This window comes from Sphingobacterium sp. N143 (assembly GCF_030325625.1).
Lineage (GTDB): Bacteria > Bacteroidota > Bacteroidia > Sphingobacteriales > Sphingobacteriaceae > Sphingobacterium.
Genome location: NZ_JACAIS010000007.1, coordinates 171,816 through 191,113, shown reverse-complemented (window position 1 = coordinate 191,113; position 19,298 = coordinate 171,816). Strand labels below are relative to the sequence as shown.

General features: G+C 40.9%; 16 protein-coding genes and 1 riboswitch. Of the genes, 9 read left to right on the top strand and 7 right to left on the bottom strand.

All coding sequences use genetic code 11. From position 1 onward, the window contains the following. Positions 1-44 precede the first annotated feature (44 nt). A complete protein-coding gene (locus HX021_RS14585; protein ID WP_286591162.1) occupies positions 45-374 on the bottom strand; it encodes a hypothetical protein in 330 nt (109 codons plus the stop codon). 497 nt (positions 375-871) lie between these two features. Between HX021_RS14585 and HX021_RS14580 the strand changes: the two genes are divergently transcribed. The 3 genes from HX021_RS14580 to metE all read left to right on the top strand — a co-directional run bounded on the left by HX021_RS14580 (position 872) and on the right by metE (position 6,090). Continuing rightward, positions 872-2,701 (top strand): sensor histidine kinase, encoded by a 1,830-nt coding sequence (locus HX021_RS14580; RefSeq protein ID WP_286591160.1) that lies wholly within the window; start codon positions 872-874, stop codon positions 2,699-2,701. A 54-nt stretch (positions 2,702-2,755) separates the two neighbouring features. Then, positions 2,756-3,445, top strand: coding sequence for a response regulator transcription factor (locus tag HX021_RS14575; protein WP_286591158.1), 690 nt, complete (start codon positions 2,756-2,758; stop codon positions 3,443-3,445). Positions 3,446-3,598: 153 nt separating this feature from the next. After that, positions 3,599-3,703: riboswitch (SAM riboswitch) on the top strand. A gap of 74 nt (positions 3,704-3,777) precedes the next feature. Next, positions 3,778-6,090 carry a 5-methyltetrahydropteroyltriglutamate--homocysteine S-methyltransferase gene (metE, locus tag HX021_RS14570; protein ID WP_353621042.1) on the top strand — a complete coding sequence of 771 codons (2,313 nt, stop codon included), beginning with the start codon at positions 3,778-3,780 and terminating at the stop codon, positions 6,088-6,090. Between the two features lie 115 nt (positions 6,091-6,205). On the opposite strand, the gene HX021_RS14565 is transcribed toward metE, so the two are convergent. Continuing rightward, entirely contained in the window at positions 6,206-6,568 is a 363-nt protein-coding gene (locus HX021_RS14565; protein ID WP_286591157.1) for a hypothetical protein, read from the bottom strand. Between the two features lie 178 nt (positions 6,569-6,746). On the opposite strand from HX021_RS14565, the gene HX021_RS14560 reads away from it, so the two are divergent. Continuing rightward, complete coding sequence (locus tag HX021_RS14560; protein ID WP_286591314.1) at positions 6,747-7,142, top strand: single-stranded DNA-binding protein; 396 nt, start codon at positions 6,747-6,749, stop codon at positions 7,140-7,142. 59 nt (positions 7,143-7,201) lie between these two features. On the opposite strand, the gene HX021_RS14555 is transcribed toward HX021_RS14560, so the two are convergent. The 4 genes from HX021_RS14555 to HX021_RS14540 form a co-directional block, all read right to left on the bottom strand. Continuing rightward, positions 7,202-7,600, bottom strand: a complete 399-nt coding sequence (locus HX021_RS14555) for a hypothetical protein (protein WP_286591156.1) — start codon at positions 7,598-7,600, stop codon at positions 7,202-7,204. A 435-nt stretch (positions 7,601-8,035) separates the two neighbouring features. Then, positions 8,036-9,520, bottom strand: a complete 1,485-nt coding sequence (locus tag HX021_RS14550; RefSeq protein ID WP_286591155.1) for a TPM domain-containing protein — start codon at positions 9,518-9,520, stop codon at positions 8,036-8,038. Positions 9,521-9,660: 140 nt separating this feature from the next. Next, positions 9,661-10,983, bottom strand: coding sequence for a gluconate:H+ symporter (locus HX021_RS14545; RefSeq protein WP_286591154.1), 1,323 nt, complete (start codon positions 10,981-10,983; stop codon positions 9,661-9,663). Positions 10,984-10,999: 16 nt separating this feature from the next. Further along, positions 11,000-12,511 carry a gluconokinase gene (locus HX021_RS14540; RefSeq protein ID WP_286591152.1) on the bottom strand — a complete coding sequence of 504 codons (1,512 nt, stop codon included), beginning with the start codon at positions 12,509-12,511 and terminating at the stop codon, positions 11,000-11,002. Positions 12,512-12,690: 179 nt separating this feature from the next. Here HX021_RS14540 and gnd point away from each other — a divergent pair, with 179 nt between their 5' ends. Next, positions 12,691-14,106, top strand: coding sequence for an NADP-dependent phosphogluconate dehydrogenase (gnd, locus tag HX021_RS14535; protein ID WP_286591151.1), 1,416 nt, complete (start codon positions 12,691-12,693; stop codon positions 14,104-14,106). A 278-nt stretch (positions 14,107-14,384) separates the two neighbouring features. Here gnd and HX021_RS14530 read toward each other — a convergent pair whose 3' ends face one another. Next, positions 14,385-16,016: an ABC-F family ATP-binding cassette domain-containing protein gene (locus HX021_RS14530; RefSeq protein ID WP_286591313.1), complete on the bottom strand. Its 1,632-nt coding sequence runs from the start codon at positions 16,014-16,016 to the stop codon at positions 14,385-14,387. Positions 16,017-16,100: 84 nt separating this feature from the next. On the opposite strand from HX021_RS14530, the gene trmD reads away from it, so the two are divergent. The 4 genes from trmD to HX021_RS14510 all read left to right on the top strand — a co-directional run bounded on the left by trmD (position 16,101) and on the right by HX021_RS14510 (position 19,289). Then, complete coding sequence (gene trmD / locus HX021_RS14525; RefSeq protein ID WP_286591149.1) at positions 16,101-16,778, top strand: tRNA (guanosine(37)-N1)-methyltransferase TrmD; 678 nt, start codon at positions 16,101-16,103, stop codon at positions 16,776-16,778. Positions 16,779-17,036: 258 nt separating this feature from the next. Beyond that, positions 17,037-18,440: an anthranilate synthase component I family protein gene (locus tag HX021_RS14520; RefSeq protein WP_286591148.1), complete on the top strand. Its 1,404-nt coding sequence runs from the start codon at positions 17,037-17,039 to the stop codon at positions 18,438-18,440. Beyond that, complete coding sequence (locus HX021_RS14515; protein ID WP_286591147.1) at positions 18,437-18,730, top strand: chorismate mutase family protein; 294 nt, start codon at positions 18,437-18,439, stop codon at positions 18,728-18,730. The genes HX021_RS14520 and HX021_RS14515 overlap by 4 nt, the downstream gene beginning before the upstream one ends. Further along, positions 18,717-19,289, top strand: coding sequence for an anthranilate synthase component II (locus HX021_RS14510; RefSeq protein ID WP_286591145.1), 573 nt, complete (start codon positions 18,717-18,719; stop codon positions 19,287-19,289). The genes HX021_RS14515 and HX021_RS14510 overlap by 14 nt, the downstream gene beginning before the upstream one ends. Positions 19,290-19,298: the final 9 nt, after the last annotated feature.

The following is a 19,298-nucleotide window of genomic DNA, read 5'->3' as shown; positions in this document are numbered from 1 at the left end:
GATAACATGAAGGCAAAAAAAATAGCGTGACCTATCGGGTCACGCTATTTTTTTTGCCTTTTTGGATACAATGAATCTATTTTTAGTTTGAAATCCTTCACTTTCAAGGTATCCGTTAAGGGTTGGTATTGGGAAGGCCGCTTTTTCTGTCCTCCTTTCGGCATTTTCTCTGTCCCAGGCATTGGTGCCAGACTATCTGCACGCTTGAATTTTTTGACGGGCATGTTATATTTTCTATCAGAAGAATCTAGCTTAAGGATAGGCATGTTCGATTCTTTCCGCTGCAGTAAAGGACGATGTTCCTTCAATTTGACCTGCCCAAAGGCAATTCCTCCAAGCAAAGATAATGTCAATGACAATACGTAATTTTTCATCTGTAAATAATTATTGATATGTATTTGTTTGCTTTTGTCTCCAATAAACTCGACACCCTCCATTATTCATTCGTGTTTATCTCGATCAGATCCATCAATACCCGTATTATCTCATGAGTTGGCAAGCACAGTTTTTCTTCCATTGGCCAGATGGGACTTAGCCCACTTAACATTCGTATTCATCACACTGATAATGAAAATTTAAACATTACAAGAATTCAACACGCTATTTACACACTAATTTACAACAACATAGCCAAGATCTATAGCTATGGCTGTTAAACATTGTTAAAACAGCTTCAAAACACATTTGCATCTTTATATTTGTAACAATTTAAATAATAAATAAAGAGGGGTTCATAAGATCATTAATAGGTAACCCGGAATTCACCGAGGATATAAATTAGAAATGGCCCATGATCAATTCATTGCCAAACAGCAATGGGTTTATAATGATATATTAAAAAAGCAGGCTTAATAAACAACAATTTATTCTAATGAAAAAAAATAGTATTGTATTAATCATTGGACTGATGTCATTGGCCCTTATTGGTGTATTGGCAATGCAATTCTATTTCTTGAGAGATTCGTACCGTCAAAAATCCCAACTGTTTGATGAGTCTGTCAATGCGGCCCTCACCGCCGTTGCAGGAAAACTTGAGCGCCAGGAAGTGGTTGATTTTGCCAAAATTCAGCAGGAACGTAACATCGAAAAATCCAAGCAGGAACAGGCCAAACAACGCCAGCTGACCCAACAGTTACAGCTCCAGACTCAGATTGAGGACCTGCGGGGGAAATTGGATCGTATCTATCAAAAATATAAAATCGAAGAAGACAAGCTAAAAGCACTATACCCGAACATCATCAATATTGAGAATTGGTTTTATGAAACTTATATTAGAAGGACACAATACCAGGATCTGGTTGAGATCAATATTGTTAAGACTCCTACCAGTGGGCTATATTATCAGGAAGATGTTATTGTTTCGGCGACGAAAACAATTCCGCGGGTAGAGGCAAAAGACGATAGTACTCGTTTTCTGATTGTTCATATTGACGATTTTAGAAGACTACTTAGAAAAGATCTTGTTGCCTTACCTCCAAGATCAGACCCCAAATTATCTAAAAAGATATTTGACCTGGAGACCAGATTAAATAAATTGTCCAGAAAAAATGCGGGCTATGAATTTAATGTCTATGATTCTGTGGCCATGTTGGGCGGAAAGAAGGCAGATTACATCGAGGATGTTGCCATCGGGATGGAACTGGCAAAAAGACCATTGAAGGATCGGTTAAACGTTATTATTGTTCAAGAACTCCTGAAGGAAGAATTGGCGCAACGGGATATTAGAGTACCCTTTAACATTGAAATATGGAGCACAAGCAATATATTATTAAATAATATCTTAAACGAGGCCAGTCTAAATACTTCAAAGAACACGACCAGATATTCTACAGCTCTTTTCAAAGGTGATATTGGTGCTGCGCCAGGTAAATTGACCATATACTTCCCAAATAAAAAGGCCATCATAGCAGATAATATGGGCTATTTGCTCCTTCCAATGCTCGCATTATTGTTTTTACTACTTGGCTGTTTTGCCTATACACTTCTTATCATCTTCAAGCAAAAGAAGGTTTCTGAGATGAAAACAGATTTCATCAACAATATGACTCATGAGTTTAAAACTCCTGTGGCAACGATCATGATTGCCAGCGAGTCCCTGAAAGATCCAGACATTAATGCCGATCATAATCGTGTACAAAAATTGGCCAATATCATCTATGATGAGAATGTTCGTCTGGGTAATCACATAGAGCGTGTCCTGGATCTGGCCCGCTTGGAAAAGGAAACCCTAAAACTCGATCAGGAAGATGTACACATCAATGACCTTGTTTCAGCAGTTACTGACAGCATGCAATTGCGTATGCAAAATATAGGCGGAAAATTCAGTATTGACCTTGCCGCAACTAAAGATATTGCCGTAGGCGATGAGCTCCATTTTTCAAATGTCTTTTACAACTTAATGGATAATGCCATAAAATACAGCAAAGGGAATCTGCATGTACATGTCAGTTCAAAAAACGTGGCTGATAGCATTGTTGTCACCATAGCAGACAACGGAATCGGCATGAGCCGGGACCATCTTCAAAAGATATTCGATCAGTTTTACCGCATCCCTACCGGCAATGTTCACAATGTCAAAGGATTTGGCTTGGGGTTAAGCTACGTACAGGATATTTTGAGAAGATTGAACGGTAGAATTACGGTTAAAAGCGAAAAAGATAAGGGTACGACCTTTGAAGTAATTTTGCCCATTAAGAAATAACACGTTCCTTTTTCGTATATTCAAGGAACATTAGTGAAAAATAATAGATTCATTATGCAAAAGATATTATTAGCAGAAGATGATCCCAATTTGGGGGATCTTTTAAAGGATTATCTCGAATTAAAAGGGAAATTTGACGTTACGCTCTGTACTGATGGTGACGAAGCTGTTTCTCAATTCAAAAAAAACAACTATGATTTATGCATTTTTGATGTCATGATGCCTAAAAAGGATGGCTTTGCGGTCGGACGTGAGATCAGAAAAACAAACAATACAGTTCCCATCATCTTCGCAACAGCAAAGGGTATGATGGAAGATAAGACCGAAGCATTTGAACTAGGTGGAGATGATTATATCACAAAGCCTTTCCGAGTGGAAGAGTTATTACTTCGGATTAATGCTCTTTTGAAGCGGAGTGTCAGGGATAAAGAAGATGAAATCGTTGCAGACAAATTTGAAATCGGTGACTACTTCTTTGACTATACCAGTCAACAGATTTCATACAAAGGACAGACGCAGAAACTTTCGACCAAAGAAGCTGAATTATTACGTCTTCTTTGTCTAAAGAAAAACGATGTATTGACCAGAGAAGAAGCTTTATTGAAAATATGGCATGATGACAACTATTTTACCGGAAGAAGTATGGATGTATTCCTCAGCAAACTTCGAAAATACTTAAAAGAAGATAGTAAGGTGGAAATTGTCAATGTTCATGGAAAAGGGTACAAACTGCTGGTCAGCTAAACAAATTGTGTGTGAATGCGAAGTATGTGCATTCACACCTCTTCCTTGATAAAAAGAAGGCAAATAAAACTTTCTATCATTAGAAGAATAAAAAAAATGGATGCACTTTTATAAAAAATTTGCATATCAAAAAGAAATATTCTAACTTAGCGTCGCTTATAGAGAAAGGCAGAGGGAATAGACCCGATGAAGCCTTAGCAACCTGTCCCTTGACAAGGTGCTAAATTCTACCCAACACAGTATTGGGAATGATAAGCCGAAGTCACCGAATTCTAGTGTGTCCTTCTCTCTAGCAAGAAATATAGTTGAAAGAAATTAATAAAACATTCATTATGTTATTGACTAACAATTTAGGTTACCCTCGTGTGGGCGCGTTCCGCGAATTGAAAAAAGCCAATGAGGCCTATTGGGCTAAAAAATCTTCTGTTGAGGAATTATTGGATACAGCAAAAAAAATTCGTGAAGGCAATTGGAAAACGCAAAAAGATGCTGGAATAGACTTGATCCCTTCCAACGATTTCTCTTTTTACGATCAAGTATTGGATTTAACACTTACTGTTGGTGCAATTCCTGCCCGTTATCATTCTTTATTAAATAAAGTAGACAACAATTACAGTTTAGACTTATATTTTGCAATGGCTCGCGGTTTCCAACAAGAGGGAATCGATGTGACTGCCATGGAAATGACCAAGTGGTTGGACACCAACTACCACTATATGGTTCCAGAATTCACAAAAGATCAAGAGTTCAAATTGACTTCTGAGAAATTCTTAAATGAATACAACGAAGCAAAATCATTGGGTATTGAGACAAAACCAGTTTTACTTGGTCCGATCACTTACCTTTTGATCGGTAAAGAAAAAGAAGCTGGTTTCGACCGTATCGACCTATTGGACAAATTAGTTCCTGTATATGAGCAAATCTTGTCTAAATTGGCAGAAGCTGGTGCACAATACGTTCAGATCGACGAGCCTTTCTTGGCATTGGATTTAGACGCAAAAGTAAAAGCGTTATACCAACCTACTTTTGAGAAATTAGCTGCAGCAGCAAAAAACATCAAATTGATCGCAACGACTTACTTCGAAGCATTAAAAGACAACGAAGATGTCGCAGTCAACCTACCTATCCATGCTTTACATTTGGATCTTGTACGTGGCGAAAACCAATTGGATACCGTTTTAGCAAAAGTTCCTGCTTCATTAACATTATCTTTGGGTATTGTTGAAGGCCGTAACATCTGGAAAAACGATTACGAAAAATCATTGGTTAAAATCAAACAAGCAGTTGATACTTTAGGTAAAGACCGCGTTTGGATTGCTCCTTCTTCCTCTTTATTGCACGTTCCTTTTGACTTGGATAATGAGCATAATGAGCAATCATTACCTGCTGAAGTTAAAAACTGGTTGGCATTCGCAAAACAAAAATTAGCGGAAGTAAAAGATCTAGCGGTCTTAGCGGAAGGTGAAGTTGATACAGAAACAGCAAAACGTTTTGAAGCAAACAAAGCTGCAGCTGAAAGCCGCCGTACTTCTCCATTGATCCACAAACCAGAGGTAAAAGAGCGTACAAGCAACATTACTGATGATGATGCAAAACGTACATCCGTTTTTGCTGACCGTAAAGCGGCACAACAAGCGAAATTCAACTTGCCAGCATTCCCTACAACAACAATCGGTTCTTTCCCACAAACAAAAGATGTGCGTAAATGGAGAGCTGATTTGAAAAAAGGAGCGATCACACAGGAAGAGTATGATAAAGCGATTGCCGAAGAGACTGAAAACACAATCCGTCTTCAAGAGCAATTGGATATCGACGTATTGGTTCACGGTGAGTTCGAACGTAATGACATGGTTGAATACTTCGGTGAGCAATTAGCTGGATATGCATTCACACAAAACGGTTGGGTACAATCCTATGGTTCACGTTGTGTGAAACCTCCTATCATCTATGGAGATGTATACCGCCCGGAAGATATGACTGTACGCTGGTCGTCTTATGCACAATCCTTGACAAACCGTCCGGTTAAAGGGATGTTGACTGGTCCTGTAACAATCTTACAATGGTCTTTCGTACGTAACGACCAACCACGTTCAACAACAACTTACCAAATCGCATTGGCGATCCTGGACGAAGTACAAGCTTTGGAAAAAGCAGGTATCAAAATCATTCAGATCGACGAGCCAGCAATCCGTGAGGGATTACCATTGCGCAAAGCAGATCAAAAAGATTATTTAAACTGGGCTGTACGTGCATTCCGTGTATCTTCATCCAATGTTGAAGATGATACGCAGATCCACACCCACATGTGTTACTCTGAGTTTAACAACGTAATCGAAGATATCGCAGCAATGGATGCAGACGTAATTACCATTGAGACTTCCCGTTCTCAAATGAAATTATTAAATGCTTTTGCAGGTGATTTCAAATATCCAAATGATATTGGTCCTGGTGTCTATGATATCCACTCACCACGCGTACCAAGCAAAGATGAGATGGTGGACTTATTGCGTAAAGCAAAAGCTGTAGTTCCTGCGGAACAACTTTGGGTCAATCCAGACTGTGGTTTAAAAACTCGTGCATGGCCAGAAACTAAAGCCGCATTAGAATCAATGGTAGAAGCTGCCAAAATCTTAAGAGCAGAATAATTCTTAAACTATATTGATATAAATAAAAGCCCTAGATGATTGTTCATCTAGGGTTTCTTTTTGGCGTTTCTCTCAAGATGACTATACATTTTTCATCGAATAGCTACAGTTAAAACTAAAAAGGTTTCTTTTGAACAATCAATACCCAATCATGTTCAAGCAAGAGGTACCCCACCTCATAAATAAACCGATAAACCTGTCCCTTATTATTGGAAAATGTATGTGTATGGAATTTAAAATCAAAACCTAAACTTTTCAGTTTTTCTTGCTGTATCTTCAGCATTCCTTCACTTCCCAGTGCGTCGAATAATATACGACGATTTTTCCGTAAAATATTATTCACATTTCGGACCAAGTTCGTTTGATCACTATTGAGTTTATTATTATACGTATTTCGACAAGCATCATCACAAAATCGCTTATCGGAACGCCCCTGTATACGTTCACCACATTCAAGACAGACTCTTTCAATAGCCATAACGGAAGATTAAACGACAACAAACGGTTACAATCGACTATAGTCGAATACAAATGGTAAATAAACGATTAATACCTCATCCACTTCTCATCTTTGCTCAAGATCATTAAGCATAGGAGTAAAACTGTGGCTTATGACTAAAATAAGAATTATTAAAAACATTTAAAAATCTAAGACAATAAGCACATTACGAAACAAAGTACAATTAATCGGTCATCTAGGAAATGATCCTGTCATCAAAACGACCACTACAGGAACAACGTATTCGATAATACGTCTCGCTACCAATGATCTCTTTAAAAACAAGGCCGGAGAATGGGTTGAAGAAGTACAATGGCATACCCTCGTCATTTGGGGCAATCAGAATAATACCATTGAGAAAAAATGCAAGCGCGGGACCAAATTAATGGTTGAAGGAAAACTCACCTATCGTAATTATGAAAATACCGATGGGTTAAAACAATATGTCACTGAAATTAAAGTGGATAGCTTTCTAATTCTTTCTGATCAGAACGGTACAAGCAATGACAGTCCAATTCCTCCGAAAGACAACGATGATGATCTACCCTTTTAATTTCTCGGTGATATCTAAAAAGAAAGTGGGATCTTGTTTTCCCACTTTCCTTTTACCAGCTATTGGGCAGCTCCAGCAGTCAGCTCAGCAGCTAACTTCTGTGCATACTCTGACCACAATTTCGCATCTTCCGGGGTTAATTTCGAAGCAGCTGCAGCAGTTTTGGTTGCCCATTCTTGTTGCTGTCCTGCTAGTTCCTGCAATTTAGTAGCATCGCCGCTTTTAGCCGCGGAAACATATTCATTTACATATTTTGTATAGTCCTCGGCCAACTGTTGAGCTTCCGGAGAACTAAATTTAGGGACTTCAGTGGTGGTAGTGGTTTCTGTACTGGTGGTCTGGGCAACACCATCTTCTGTATCTACTGACATTGTAGTATCCTTTGTTTCTACCTTTTTGCTATCTGCATTATTACAAGAAGCTAAGAAAAGTGCAGCAATCGCTGCAGATAAAATCATTTTTTTCATCTGAATAATTTTTTTTAATTGTGATGAAGCGATCAGATTTATTCATCCCTCAGAGAGGTCAAATAAATCATGATGGTTTCATGAAACGTGTAAGTTTATATATAAATTAAAATTATTTACTAGTCTTAAAGTTGAAATAAAACAATTTATAATCCAAATATTTTTTTTCACGAAAACAGAAAAAAAAGATAAAAATGATACTATATGGCCTCTTATCCATAAATCTCGACTAAAAATGAACAAGATTAACCTTTTGTCATTTGTAACAAAATCATGATTAAATCCTTTCGAAAAGAGAGTCTATCTCCACTGCATACAATAAAACAGCTGCTTATCAATCGATTAAATATCAGTTTCCAATAGTGGACAATCAGCAAAAGTCAAGTTTTTCCTATTCATTACCTCAAGAAGAATGACATCGACAAGCTACCATCTTCCGCCAGCCCCGCCGCCGCCGGACGAACCACCGCCAAAACTTCCACCACCACTACTACCAGAACCACCACCACTGGAGCTGCTCGATGAAGATCGCACTTTAACTGGTATGGTATGCTCACCATGGGAGACGCGATGGCCACAGTTCTTACATTTATCAAAACGTTCCTCCAGTCCCTGCGAATTGTAGGTTGCGGATCGGATCGTCCGTGAAAGACCGGTCTCAAATGTGCGGTAATGACATTGCGGACAATCCATGTACCCTGCATTTTCATCCCAGGGAACCAGCTTGGTCTCATTACTTGTCTGATCTACCCAGATCTCATAAGACCGGCTGCCGATTTTCTCTTCCAAAAGCTGCCCTTTATCCAAATATGCACTTTCCCGGGTATCGGCATCATCCTTATTCATGCGCAACCAACGTCCTGAGCCATCTGGAGGGGTCAGCCGAAGTTCATTCCTTCGGATCCGTTTATTTATTCCAAAGAGATCAAACAGCGCCAAAGGGCTTAACATTAAAGGAATAAGTCCCCATACACGAAACTTACGCAAGGCCTGCTGGATATTTTCTTCATCACGATAGGAATTAATAATCTGTGTACGGCTTGCATTATATTTCATCGCCAGTGTAATGCTTCCAAATATAAACACAAAATAAGGTAGGTTCTTCCATTGATAAACAATTTCGAAGTTGTTCAGCGCAAAAGCGCATATAAATACACTGGCAAACATCAGCATTCCCATACAACCGCAGCCGCTGACCAGTGGTGGAAAATATTTACTTTTTTTGGTTAGCTTTCCTTTGATCGCACGGGTCACTTCGCCCAGCCAGATGTAACAGAGGGCAAATAAAGCCAGTACCAAAAGTGAATTTCTCAGGATAGGACTTCTAAAACTCCAAATTGGAGTTGCTTCGGGCATCAAACGTTCCAGTTCGGCCCTACTGTCGGGTGATGTCAGAATGGTTTTGATAAACCGCGAAGCCTCCAGGACGCCTTGATCATAATTTCCATTTCGAAAATTAGGTACCAGATACTTTTCGCCGATTCGTTTTAGATAGGCATCAGGCAATGTACCTTCCATGCCATAACCTGTAATAAAGCGATATTCCCGCCGGTCTTTGGCAATAAACAATAATAGCCCATTATTGCTTTCCTTCTTACCGATACCCCAGGCATTAAATAGCTTTAATGCAAATTCAAAATCGCTGTCACCAACATAGTCATTGACCAATACAATGGCAAACTCACTTTTGGTAGCAGCTTCAATCTGTGTGGATAAACCATCCAATTCAGCTACAGTACCCGAAGACAGAATCCCATCAGGGTTGGAGACAAAATAATCTTGTCCTTTCTGCTTTGGACTGGGTATATTGTCAACTGTATAGGCTATCGATTGTCCAAAAGCTGAAGCCCCAGTGAGACAGGTTCCCACCCAGAACAACAAAAAGATATGAAATCGATGTAATTTCCCCATAGTTTTAGAATAACAAAATTTGGTTCACTTTCACCTTAAACCCCATTGTCAAGCTTTGCCTTCAAGGTATGGAGCTGGTCTTGCGGCAGCTTTAGCAAAGGACAGGAGCCTATGGCAATATGAAACTTTCTCATTAGCTATCAATGACCAAGCCAGTGTAAAATCAAGACACCGATCAATCCAACAACAGAAACGAGCGTTTCCATCACCGTCCATGAGCGAAACGTATCTTTCACGCTCACTCCAAAATAAGATTTAAACATCCAAAACCCCGGATCGTTGACGTGGGAGAACATGAGACTGCCCGCTCCAGTCGCGAGCACCATTAATTCAGGAGTAACATCTCCTGCCTGCACAATGGGGAGCATAATGCCCGCTGCCGTGAGTCCAGCAACACTTGCCGAACCGATCACCAGGCGAATGATACCAGCTATTAACCAGGCAAGCACAAGAGGTGACAAGCTAAGGTCTGCGGTTAGGTCTGCGATGTAGTTCGCTACACCACTATCTACCAAAATTTGCTTGAAGGCGCCTGATGCTGCAATGATAAAAAGGATCATCATGATCCCACGGATTGCTTCTTCCACACTTTCTGACTGCTCCCGCAAACTTTTACCCTGGCGGATTCCCATCGTGTACATCGCTACCAGAGATGCAATCATTAAAGCCACCACCGGGTCACCCAGGAAACGTAGGGCCGTCAGCCAAGGGAAATCTTCCGGGAATATTAGATGTGCAAATGAACCAAAAGCAATTAAAATTATTGGAAACAGCCCCGTAAATATACTAATTGCAAATCCGGGAAGCTCTTTCTTATCTGCTTGATTGTGTTCAGGAAAAAACTCGGCAGGTGGGTTGGTCGGAATACGCTTAAGCATCCTACCAAAGAGTGGTCCACCGATAATTATGGCAGGAATTGCCACCACAATGCCATAGGCCATTGTCAGACCTATATCCGCATTGTAAGTAACCGCTATGGCTGTAGCTCCCGGATGCGGTGGCAAATAACCGTGCGTCACGGACAGCGCTGCCAGCAGTGGAATAGCCACGTAAAGCAAGGGCATTTTATTGGAAGCACAGACCATGAAAACAAACGGTACCAAGACGATAAAACCGACATTGTAAAATAAAGGAATTCCTACTAAAAAGCCCGTGAGCACCATTGCCCAAGGTAAGTTCTTTCTGCCAAATACCGCCGTTAGTTTCGTTGTGATCTTTTCTGCAGCGCCCCCCTCGGCCATCAATTTACCCAGTAAAGACCCGAAAGCCAACAAAAGTGCCAACTGACCCATGGTACTACTCACTCCGGTTTCAACAGATTTAAGGATATCGACAGCATTCATATGCATAGCAAAACCGACCGCAACAGAGGTTATTAGTAATGAAAAGATCGTGTTTAACCTGACGACAGTGACTAAAAGAAGTAGCAAAGCTACTCCCAAAATAACGATGATTAGAGGCATAATAATTTACAACTAGTTAAAACTCACCTTCCAATATATGGTACAGGCGTTCAAATTTCTGGAAATTCTTCATATATATGGCGTGATTCTCTTCACTCGGTTTGTAATAGTACTCGGTATCATGTGTTCCCGCCACTTGCTTGTTTTTTACGGAAGGCTCACCCGCCTGTATACCCAATGCTTCCAAGCCTATCAATGCTGCTCCCCATGCAGAGCTTTCTACCGTATTTTTGGTGAATACAGGTTTATTGAAAATGTCTGCAAGCATTTGCGGCAACAATGATGAACGCGCTAAGCCGCCGCTTGCAAAGATCGTATGAATGGGGCCGGTGTTCTCCTCCAATGCGATTCCTACACTGTAAATTGCAAACAACATCCCTTCCATCATGGCCCGCGCAAAGTGCGCCCTGCCATGATGCAGCTGTATCCCAAAATAAACGCCTTTTGCATTGGAATTCCAATGTGGTGCCCGTTCACCGGTTAAATAGGGCAAGAATATCAAGCCCTCTGTCCCGGGAACGACGGAGTCGACCAAAGCATTTAACGCGGTAGAAGAATCTCCATCCGTTTCCGTTTGGATAAATTCATGCAAAAAATTATCTCGAAACCAGTTGCGTAATACACCTCCATTGTTAACCGCGCCACCAATTATATATTCATCCGGTCTCAGTAGGTAGGTAAATAGCCTTTGTTTTTTTTCTTGATTTGCCTGCGGACTTCCCACGCGAATAGCTCCACTGGTACCGACAGTTACCGAAGCCACCCCAGGACGTATAGCCCCTACCCCGAGATTAGCCAAACACCCATCACTACCGCCTATAACAAAGGGGGTATCTTCAGGGATGTGCATCAAGTCCGCAATTTCTCGGCTAGGCATATTTAACATATAATCGACCGGAACTGGTGATGCTAGTTGTTCTTCCGATATGCCCGTCAATTTTAACGCCTGATCAGACCATTTTAGGCGATGTATGTCGAAAAGCCCTGTGGCAGATGCAATGGAATGATCGACCACATAAACGCCAAAGAGCCGGTAAAAAAGAAATTCTTTGATACCGATAAACTTGTGCGACTGCGCAAATAATTTTTGATCGTTAGACTTTATCCACATTAATTTGCAGAGCAAAGACATGGGATGTATCGGTGTACCCGTCTGCTGATAAAGCAGCCTGCCAGTCTCACTTGCCTCCAAGGCTACCGCAATATCCTCGCTTCTGCGATCTGCCCATATCATGCAATTGCTAAGTGGCATTCCCACCGAGTCAACAGCGATCAGTCCGTGCATAGCACTGCTCACCGAAATGCATACGGGTTTCGGTATCTCGGCACTCGATTGCTTTAAGCTAACCATGACATACCTAATAGACTCAATACATGCAGCATAAACAATCTCCGGATCTTGCTCGTACCAGCCTTCCGACGGGTTTAATATGGGATAAGGTATACCATGTTGCGACAAGATGTTACCTTCGTAGTCAAATGCAACAGCTTTCGCAGATGATGTCCCAATGTCTAATCCAATGATCATAAATAAAATTGATGTTTAGGAGAGTTCAATATACGGATTATCTGTTAGTTTACAACAAAACACTCAATACCATCGAAGTAATTGGAGAAAAAAAAGCGCTTCATACCAATCTGCTGATAATTGCCTTTCATAGTATCAACAAAAATGGTAAATTTCAACTTTAAAAACGGTATTGAACGATGAGTATAGATAAAATGAATAATTACGATTTTGGAATTGTCGGACTCGGCATAATGGGACGTAATTTATTGCTGAACATCGCCGACAACGGTTTCGCGGTAGCCGGATTAGACCTTGACCCACAGAAAGCTGAGTCATTGGAAGCTGAAGCAGGTGAAGGGCATCGCATCAAAGTGACGACCCAGGTAAAAGAATTTATAGGGGCTTTGCAACAACCCAGAGCAATTATGCTGTTGGTGCCGGCCGGAAAGCCGGTTGATATGGCGATTGCCAGTCTTGTGCCGCTTTTGGATAAAGGAGATATAATCATCGACGGCGGAAACAGCTACTTTGCGGATACGGACAGACGATTTAATGAGCTTTCCGGGATGGGTATGCATTTCTTCGGAATGGGCATATCTGGAGGAGAGAGTGGCGCTCGTCGCGGGCCGAGCTTGATGCCCGGTGGCGACAGAAAGGCATACGAAAGGCTAAGGCCAATATTTGAGGCGGTTTCGGCCAAGGTAAACGGCGAGCCCTGTGTAGAATTTCTAGGCAACGGGTCTGCCGGAAATTATGTAAAGATGGTGCATAACGGTATCGAATATGGTATCATGCAGTTGATCGCAGAGACCTATGACCTGATGAAAAGATTATATGGTTTTGACACCCAAACCATACAGCAGACCTTTGAAGAATGGAACAAGGGCAAACTAAACTCGTTCTTGATTGAGATTACTGCTCAGATTCTGAAGAAAAAAGAAGGTAACCAATATTTGGTGGACCTGATTTCAGATTGGGCAAGATCAAAAGGAACGGGTAAATGGACTTCGCAAAATGCGATGGATCTACAGGTGCCAGTGCCGGTGATTGATGCAGCGGTCAATATGCGCGATATGTCCAAATACAAACCCGAGCGTTTGGAAGCAGCAAAATTACTTCATTGGGATGGACAAGCTGTTGATCTCCCCGCAACAAAACTCATCGATCGCTTAAAAGATGCATTGTACTTTGTGATCATCACGACCTATGCGCAAGGTTTGGCACAGCTTACTGTTGCATCGGAAAGCTACAGCTATGAGCTAGATTTGCAGGTGGTAACCAAAGTTTGGCGCGGCGGCTGTATTATTCGCGCGGCTTTGCTCGAGGACTTTAGAAAAGCCTATGCGGCTAATCCGGACCTGCGCAATATCCTACTCGATAACAGCATTGCACAAAAGTTGCTGAACACGCAGGCCAGCCTTCGCGAGGTATTGAAAGATGCTATCGCAAACGGGATACCCGTATCCGGATACGTAAACGCACTCTCTTACTTTGATGCCTACCGATCCGAAAAATTACCTACAAATATTATACAAGCACAACGAGACTATTTTGGCGCACATACCTATGAGCGTATTGATCAGGCAGGTATCTTTCACACCCTTTGGGATTAAGAAAAAAAAGCGTAAAGATCCGATTTAATCTTCGTTTGAAACGCAAAAAGCGGCTTTTTTATATAAAGCCGCTTTTTATAACTGAACCTCCTATAGAGATAAACCAATAACCTGTTAGTTACAGGTCAGTTGCTCTTATAGCTAAGCTCAGGAGACTTCGTTACAGATAAAGTTTCTGATTTCTGTACTGCAAATATCGGGATTTGGACAAAAACTTATAGCGTATGATTATATGAGATAGACTAACAGCATATATTTACACTCCGTTGATTTAGATGCTATCGCTCAATATCCTTTAAACTGCTCATTTTCTTATATTCCAAGAATCCTTTGATGTCCTCAAAATGTTCACGGACACGCTTATTTCCAAACTCAAATACTTTCTCCGCTAAGCCGTCCAAAAAGTCACGGTCGTGTGAAACAAGGATCAATGTACCATCAAAATCCTTTAAAGCATCTTTGATAATATCCTTGGTCTTCATGTCCAAATGGTTGGTCGGCTCATCGAGGATCAACACATTCACGGGTTCCAAAAGTAGTTTTATCATCGCCAGACGAGTTCGCTCACCACCGGATAATACTTTAACCTTTTTCGTCGTGTCATCCCCGCTGAACATAAAAGCCCCCAGAAGATCTTTCATTTTTACGCGCACATCGCCCACGGCGATTTGGTCGATGGTATCAAAAACAGTCAATTCGCCATCCAATAAAGCGGCTTGATTCTGAGCAAAGTAACCGATTTTGGCATTATGGCCTATTTTCAATGTACCTTCAAAATCTATTTCGCCCATAATCGCTTTGATCATGGTTGATTTACCCTCACCGTTCTTACCGACAAAAGCAACTTTTTCTCCGCGTTCAATCACCATATTGGCTTTTTGGAATACGACATGATCGTCATATGCTTTGCTAAGATCTTCCACAATCACAGGATATTGACCCGAGCGTGGTGAAGGGGGAAATTTCAGACGCAAGGCTGAAGTATCGATTTCATCAATTTCGATAATTTCCAGCTTTTCCAACATCTTAACACGTGACTGTACCTGCAAGGTTTTCGAATAAGTACCTCTAAAACGGTCAATGAATTCCTGATTGTCAGCAATAAAACGTTGCTGCTCCTCATAAGCTTTCAGCTGATGCTGACGTCTTTCCTGACGCAGTTCCAAGTAATGGCTGTACTTGGCTCTATAGTCGTAAATACGCCCCATCGTCACCTCAATGGTACGGTTGGTGATATTATCGACAAAGGCTCTATCGTGTGATATAACAATAACTGCTTTGGCCGAATTGACAAGGAAATCCTCCAGCCATTGGATACTCTCGATATCCATATGGTTGGTCGGCTCATCCAACAAAATCAGATCCGGTTTTTTTAATAATATTTTAGCTAGTTCGATACGCATACGCCAGCCCCCGGAAAATTCCGACGTCTGTCTGGTAAAATCCGATCGTTCAAAACCAAGCCCTTTTAGCACCTTTTCTACCTCCGCATCGTAATTGACCTCTTCGATCGAATAAAACTTCTCGCTCAGCTCTGACACCCGTTCGATCAATTGCATATAATCATCCGACTCATAATCCGTACGGACATTCAGCTGCTCGTTCAGTTGCTCCAATTCATCCCGCATGCCGTAAACCTCCTCGAAAGCTTTCGAGGTCTCCTCAAAGACTGTTACATTATCCTCTGTCAGCAAATGCTGCGGTAGGTATGCAATAACCGCGTCTTTTGGCCCTGCGACATTACCCGTTGTAGGCTTTCCCACGCCAGCGATAATTTTCAACAGGGTAGATTTACCCGCACCGTTCTTACCCATCAATGCAATCTTATCATTCTCATTAATGGAGAATGATACATCCGAAAAAAGAGTCGTTCCCCCAAAGGAAACAGAAATATTATTTACGTCAATCACTGTATGTACACTTAAATTTGCCACAAAGATAAGCGAATCAATCTTATAAATAGACAATGGTGCATTTTTGTGTATCTTTGCGCCATGCGTTTTGATATTATTACGGTCTTACCCGACCTTTTGGAAAGTCCATTTGCACACTCTATTTTGCAACGTGCAAAGAATAAAGGCTTGGCAGAAATACATGTTCACAATCTAAGAGATTATTCAACAAACAAGCACAAAAGTGTCGATGATTATCCTTATGGTGGTGGGTCAGGTATGGTCCTACAAATCGAGCCCTTCGCAAAATGCATTGAACAGCTACAGGCCGAGCGGAAATATGATGAGATCATCTATATGACACCCGACGGTGAAACATTCAATCAAGATATCGCAAACGGATTGTCCACAAAAGAGAATATCATCATTCTCTGTGGCCACTACAAAGGTATAGACCAACGTATCCGGGATATATATGTGACAAAGGAAATCTCGGTGGGTGATTATGTGCTGTCCGGAGGCGAACTTCCCGCAGCAATTGTTACAGACGCGATCATCCGTCTGATCCCCGGAGTTTTATCTGATGAGACCTCCGCACTTTCGGATTCTTTTCAGGACGGACTGCTTGATGCGCCGATCTATACACGCCCTGCAGACTGGAAAGGGCACAAAGTACCCGATATTTTGCTCAGCGGACATGAAGCAAACATCGCTACCTGGAAGCATGAACAACAGCTAAAAAGAACACAGGAAAGACGTCCCGATTTATTAAATGATTAAGGAATAAGGTGTATTTTTGTTTTTTTATCACAAAAAGTTTGCTTATTTATTTTTTTTTATAAATTTGTGTAATAATGACACGAAGATATACAAATACAAATTGGTGGTGGCCTGAAGCAATAAGCATCGGGAACTAATTGGTATTGTCATCATATTTCATAATCAACCAAAACCATTTATGGAAATTCCAAACCCGATGCTAAACAGTATCGGGTTTTTTTATGTATTAACGTTTATCAAAAAGAAAAAAATATAAAAATGAAGTATAGATTCAAAACAGAAAGCAGAAAATTACTCGCGGACACAACGACTCCGGTGAGTATCTACCTTCGCCTTAGAGACATCTTTCCAAACTCATTGTTATTGGAAAGTTCTGACTACCACAGTCGCGACAATAACATCAGTTATATCTGTTGTCAGCCTATTGCTGGAATTCAACTCGATGAAAAGGAGCTAACCTTAACTTATCCTGGCAAAGAACGCATCATAAAACATGCGCAGGAAATCGAATTACGTCAGGAAGTTTCCGATTTCCGGAATTCTTTCGAAGATTCAACAATTGCTGAACTTAACCTGATCTCCAATGGTCTTTTCGGTTATTTTACCTTCGATTGTATCGAGCACTTTGAGGATATCAAGTTGACAACAGCAGTAGATCCTGAACGGAAAATACCATTCATGCAATATCACGTCTACAAATATGTTATTGCCATCGACCACTTCCGTAACCAGCTTTATATCTTTGAACACCTGTTGGAAGGTGAAGAATCGGAACTTGAAAGAATGCAGTTTCTTATTCAGAATAAAAATTTCCCAGAGTACACCTTCAAATTGGCTGGCGGAGAAAGCTCCAACCGTACCGATGAAGAACATCGCCAATTGGTCAAAAAGATGAAAGAACATATCCAACGTGGCGATGTTTTCCAGATCGTTCCATCGAGAGGCTTCAAGACTTCATTCTCTGGTGATGAATTTAATGTCTATCGTGCCCTACGATCCATTAACCCATCCCCTTACCTTTTCTATTTTGATTACGGCGATTTTAAACTCTTTGGATCATCCCCAGAAGCCCAGTTACGTATACATGGAAAACAGGCAACAATTTTTCCGATAGCGGGAACATTCAAGCGTACAGGTGACATGGATGAAGACCAGAAGATTGCTTCCAGGTTGAAGGAAGACCCAAAAGAAACCTCAGAACATGTGATGCTTGTTGACCTTGCCCGTAATGACTTAAGCAGACACTGTACTCAAGTCAAGGTTGAGTCTTACATGGAACCACAATATTATTCGCATATCATCCATTTGGTATCCAAAGTAACAGGCACATTGAAAGACAATATCAACCCATTTGACATTGTGGGCGATACCTATCCTGCTGGTACACTTTCAGGCGCACCAAAACATATGGCCTTGACATTGATCGACCGTTATGAAGGCCTACAGCGTTCCTTTTATTCAGGGGCGATCGGTTTTATGGGCTTTAATGGTGATTTCAATCATGCTATCATGATCCGCTCCTTCTTGAGCAAACAAAACACCTTACATTATCAGGCCGGTGGCGGCATTGTACTGGACTCTGATCCTGAAATGGAACTTCAGGAAGTAAATAACAAAATAGCGGCTTTGCGAAAAGCATTACAATTAGCAGAAACATTATGATCAGACCATTGGAATACTGTGTCAGCAGTCAACATATCAACGCTTCAATTGACACCATCGACAGTCGCATCGTTGAGTTGTTGGCATTACGGAAGACCTATATCAACAAAGGCAAGACACTCAGAGGAGGACAAGACGGTGAACAGAACGTCATTCGGAATTTAACTAGCAATTACGCTTTATTGGCAAAAAAATTCAATTTGCCCACTGAGTTTATCCAGACGATATTTCAGGAGATCGAAAACTATATTAATCCAGATTTTATAACAAAAGGTTATGAGCAAAAATAAAATAGTCGTTATTGATAATTACGACTCATTCACCTACAACTTGGTCCATTTATTACAGGAATTAGAACAAGATTATGTTGTATTGAGAAACGATAAGTTTAAATTGGAAGATATTGATGCTTTCGACAAAATACTTCTTTCTCCGGGTCCTGGTATTCCTGAAGAAGCAGGGCTTTTGCTTGATGTCATCCGTACATATGCAGCACATAAAAGTATATTGGGAATCTGTTTGGGCCAGCAAGCTATCGCTGAAGTTTTCGGTGGAACACTATTCAATATGGAAAAACCCTTGCATGGTGTGGCGACAACCATTACAGTTACTGATGAATCAGAAAAACTATTTAAAGACTTTCCAAAAGATTCCAAAATAGGGCGTTACCATTCATGGGCTGTAAACAAGGATACCTTGCCTGCTTGTCTCAAAGTAACAGCACTCGACGAAAATGGTATCATCATGGCCTTGACACATAACGAATATGACGTACGGGGCATGCAGTTTCACCCCGAATCGGTATTGACAACAAATGGAAAAAAATTAATTGAAAACTGGTTATTTTAGTATAGAGTA

Bases quoted from the DNA above. Each gene is read 5' to 3' on its own strand.
- HX021_RS14585 (WP_286591162.1), bottom strand. From the start codon at position 374: ATGAAAAATTACGTATTGTCATTGACATTATCTTTGCTTGGAGGAATT.
- HX021_RS14580 (WP_286591160.1), top strand. From the start codon at position 872: ATGAAAAAAAATAGTATTGTATTAATCATTGGACTGATGTCATTGGCC.
- HX021_RS14575 (WP_286591158.1), top strand. From the start codon at position 2,756: ATGCAAAAGATATTATTAGCAGAAGATGATCCCAATTTGGGGGATCTT.
- metE (WP_353621042.1), top strand. From the start codon at position 3,778: ATGTTATTGACTAACAATTTAGGTTACCCTCGTGTGGGCGCGTTCCGC.
- HX021_RS14565 (WP_286591157.1), bottom strand. From the start codon at position 6,568: ATGGCTATTGAAAGAGTCTGTCTTGAATGTGGTGAACGTATACAGGGG.
- HX021_RS14555 (WP_286591156.1), bottom strand. From the start codon at position 7,600: ATGATTTTATCTGCAGCGATTGCTGCACTTTTCTTAGCTTCTTGTAAT.
- HX021_RS14550 (WP_286591155.1), bottom strand. From the start codon at position 9,520: ATGGGGAAATTACATCGATTTCATATCTTTTTGTTGTTCTGGGTGGGA.
- HX021_RS14545 (WP_286591154.1), bottom strand. From the start codon at position 10,983: ATGCCTCTAATCATCGTTATTTTGGGAGTAGCTTTGCTACTTCTTTTA.
- HX021_RS14540 (WP_286591152.1), bottom strand. From the start codon at position 12,511: ATGATCATTGGATTAGACATTGGGACATCATCTGCGAAAGCTGTTGCA.
- gnd (WP_286591151.1), top strand. From the start codon at position 12,691: ATGAGTATAGATAAAATGAATAATTACGATTTTGGAATTGTCGGACTC.
- trmD (WP_286591149.1), top strand. From the start codon at position 16,101: ATGCGTTTTGATATTATTACGGTCTTACCCGACCTTTTGGAAAGTCCA.
- HX021_RS14520 (WP_286591148.1), top strand. From the start codon at position 17,037: ATGAAGTATAGATTCAAAACAGAAAGCAGAAAATTACTCGCGGACACA.
- HX021_RS14515 (WP_286591147.1), top strand. From the start codon at position 18,437: ATGATCAGACCATTGGAATACTGTGTCAGCAGTCAACATATCAACGCT.
- HX021_RS14510 (WP_286591145.1), top strand. From the start codon at position 18,717: ATGAGCAAAAATAAAATAGTCGTTATTGATAATTACGACTCATTCACC.